The organism is uncultured Mucilaginibacter sp. (assembly GCF_903913935.1).
Lineage (GTDB): Bacteria > Bacteroidota > Bacteroidia > Sphingobacteriales > Sphingobacteriaceae > Mucilaginibacter.
In genome coordinates, this window is record NZ_CAIWNH010000238.1 from 1 (window position 1) to 3,251 (window position 3,251).

A 3,251-nucleotide genomic window follows, 5' to 3' on the forward strand; every position below is an offset into this window, starting at 1 on the left:
CCAAATGGTATATTGAACAGCTGAATCTCGGTCCGAAACGTCAAAAATATGTTGCACCAGGTCGGCAAAGTTATTAACCAGCGCGCTGATGATAATGCCGATAACAAAACCCACCTGCTGAAAAGATGATAATTTAACTTTTTCAGCAGCCGTATCGGTGAGTTCGGGCAGCAAGGCGTTATAGGGGATGATATAGGTAGTAGCGCCCATAAAAAAACCTATTAAGGTAATGGCGATCCAGAAAGCGTTATGCATACTTTCCCCCCTAACCAAGGGGCAAAAGGTAAGGCCGCAAAAAAGTACAGCGGGCAATATGGCCCATTTCATAAATGGAATGCGCCGCCCTTTGCGATGTCCGCTTTTATCACTCATCGAGGCAATAAAAGGATCATAAACAGCATCTACCAGCCGGCCTGAGGCCGCAATAATCGACATGATATTCAGCACCCCAAAAACCAGGAACTGTGGCACCAGCGGTATCAATCCTGAACTGGACGGCGGCAAATAAAAATAGGGCAGCATCACGATGATAATATTCGTCATGATGCTCCAGCCGATCATCCCGCAGGCATAGGCAATTTGTTTTTTAAAGGGGAGCTTTTCTACGGGCATAATTATAGTGCACGAATTTCACGAATTGAAACGAATATCACGAATTTAGATTGTTTGATCCGTGTCAGCTTATGCGATTGATAATAGAGCCCTTTAAAATATAACCCGGTGATTAATGAGAAACCACCGGGTTAAAAAATTTATAGTTTCAGGTCGCCCCAGCCTTCGCGGTAGCTGCGGCGGATAAACTGGTTGGCCGGCTCGTAATTGGTTACGCGCATATTGGCGCCATCCCATTTTAACCCGGTGTACCGCCCACTGAATTTCAAGCCTTCCATTTGGCCATATACAGGGTCGTTCCGTTTTATTTTTTCCTGGATATCAAAGCTCCGCAGCAACAGGTTACCCAGCAGCACGGTCTCGGTAAGCGGGCCGGCATAGCCTTCAAATGGCGAATCCACCTCCATTTTACCATAACCTGCTATCGCGGCATCAACCCATTGCCACCAGTGCCCATCCATACCGCGTTCAATACGCGGATATTTTTCAGGCACATGCACATCTTTGTTCAGCGATAGCGGCAATAACCTGGGGTGGCTGCCCCCCCACCCGCAGGATACTTTTCCTTTGGTGCCAATAAACAGCGTACATCCTTCAAAATCATTTTCACTCGGGATATCGCCCAAGGCCTCGTTCATATTCACGTCCGGATCCAGCTCTGCCAGGCGCTCAGGCGTAATGCCGCCATCCATCCAGTACAAATCAAGCGGTTTGCCATTTTTCAGGGTGAAGTTGAATTTAATGGAGCTGGAAACCGGACCGCTTTCAGGGAATATACCCTCTTTAAAGATGCCTGTATAAACGGTGCTGGCACTACCTGATATTTCTGTAGGGTAACCCAGTTCAAGTAATTTAAATGGCGGCCCCATAATGTGACAGCCCATATCACCTAAAGCACCTGTACCAAATTGCCACCAACCGCGCCAGTTAAACGGCACCAGGTTATCAATGTAATCCACGTAGTTGGCGGTTCCCAGCCACAAATCCCATTTCAGTTCTTTAGGTACGGGTGGCTTTGCTGCAGGCCAGGAAATTCCCTGCGGCCACACGGGCCTGTCGGTCCAGCAATATACTTTTTGGATCTCGCCGATCAGGCCGGCTTCAAACCATTCGCGCATGGTGCGCATGCCATCGCATGAGGCACCCTGGTCGCCCATTTGGGTAACTACCTGGTATTTTTTTGCGGCTTCGGTTAATACACGGGCCTCGTAAATATCATGGGTTAAAGGTTTTTGCAGGTATAAATGTTTCTTCATCTGCATGGCGCTATGGCCAACGATGGCGTGGTTATGATCAGGAATAGCCACAGTAACCGCGTCGAAATTCTTATGCTCTTTGTCAAACATTTCGCGCCAGTCGTGGTAAAATTTCGCTTTTGGAAATTCCTTCATCCGCTGCATGCCCGGGCGCTCGTCCACATCGCACAAAAAAGCAATTTCGGCATTCTTTTTTGGCGCGGTAGCATAATGGTGGATGTCATTTTCGGCCTCGCCCCCGGTACCTACCGCCGCGATATATAGTTTATCACTTGGTGCTGTATAACCTTTTCCGCCTAAAACAAAGCGTGGCACTATATAAAAGCCTGCTGTTGCCAGCGCTGATTTTTTGATGAAATCCCCACGGCTTATCGTGTTTTTCGGTGTTTCGTTTTTATTTTCTTCCATGTCAATTTAATTTATTGAAGGTGAAGCGGCCTTACCTCAACCGTTTTAAAAAATACAATGTCATCATCGCCATGGTTCTGCATCCCGATATAACCATAATTTGGCCTTAAACCGCGGAATGGTTCGAAATCAAACTTACGTTCGGGGGTAGGGTCGCCTTCGGTATAATCGGTCACCAGTTCGCCGTTTACTTTAACAATTGTACGCGCGCCGTCAAGCGTTATTTCCATCACGTTCCATTGCGGGCCGGGTTTACCAGGTTTGGCATGTGGTTTTGTCAGCGAATATAAAGTACCGGTAACGTGGTAGTCGTCTTCGCCGGAAGTTTCCGGATGGTTGTCTATCTGTACTTCATACCCATAAAACACAGGCATCCAGGCCTCGCGCGGTTCAATCGGTATTCGGATGAAAAAACCGGAGTTGCTGTTTTCCTTTTGCATTTTATAAACAATACGGATCACGCAATCGCCAAACTTTTCTTTCGTCCAATAGCAAAGGCCCATTCCGCCATGGCTGCCGGTTAGTCCGTTTTCAACATAGCGGGAGCCCGGACCAACCTGTTTCCATCCGTCCAGGTCTTTCCCGTTAAAAAGCTGTCGCCAGCCACTGTCAGCTACTGCATTTTTGATTTTTACGGAGGCAGAAGCCACCGCTGGGTGTCCGGCAAATTTGAAAGCGCTTACACCGAAACATAAAACAACAAGCAAGCAGCCCGCAACAAGGCGAACGCCGTTGAGGAACAATTTTTTAGTCATCATCATTAGTTAATTTGGTTATAAAAAGAAATTAGTCCGCAAGGCATTCAATTGAAGCCAAACGGGTTTATAATGGTTCACTAAAATTATGGATATTTATTGAACTTCCCAATAAGATTTATTTTGGAGAGGAAATAACGTAGAGGCTGTTGCAAAAGTCAATTGTATCAAAAGGTTACCAAATAATATTTGCCTCTGCGATCTTTGCGTTCTCGTCTCC

3 protein-coding genes are annotated in these 3,251 nt (G+C 46.8%); all 3 read right to left on the reverse strand.

What is annotated here, in order from left to right:
* On the reverse strand, positions 1 to 612 hold a 612-nt coding region (locus QZY09_RS09170; protein ID WP_295671427.1), incomplete at its 3' end, for an MFS transporter.
* 140 nt (positions 613 to 752) lie between these two features.
* On the reverse strand, positions 753 to 2,276 hold the full coding sequence (locus QZY09_RS09175) for a Gfo/Idh/MocA family oxidoreductase (protein WP_295671430.1): 1,524 nt from the start codon (positions 2,274 to 2,276) through the stop codon (positions 753 to 755).
* Between the two features lie 11 nt (positions 2,277 to 2,287).
* Complete coding sequence (locus tag QZY09_RS09180; RefSeq protein ID WP_295671433.1) at positions 2,288 to 3,037, reverse strand: DUF1080 domain-containing protein; 750 nt, start codon at positions 3,035 to 3,037, stop codon at positions 2,288 to 2,290.
* Positions 3,038 to 3,251: the final 214 nt, after the last annotated feature.

Bases quoted from the DNA above. Each gene is read 5' to 3' on its own strand.
- QZY09_RS09175 (WP_295671430.1), bottom strand. From the start codon at position 2,276: ATGGAAGAAAATAAAAACGAAACACCGAAAAACACGATAAGCCGTGGG.
- QZY09_RS09180 (WP_295671433.1), bottom strand. From the start codon at position 3,037: ATGATGATGACTAAAAAATTGTTCCTCAACGGCGTTCGCCTTGTTGCG.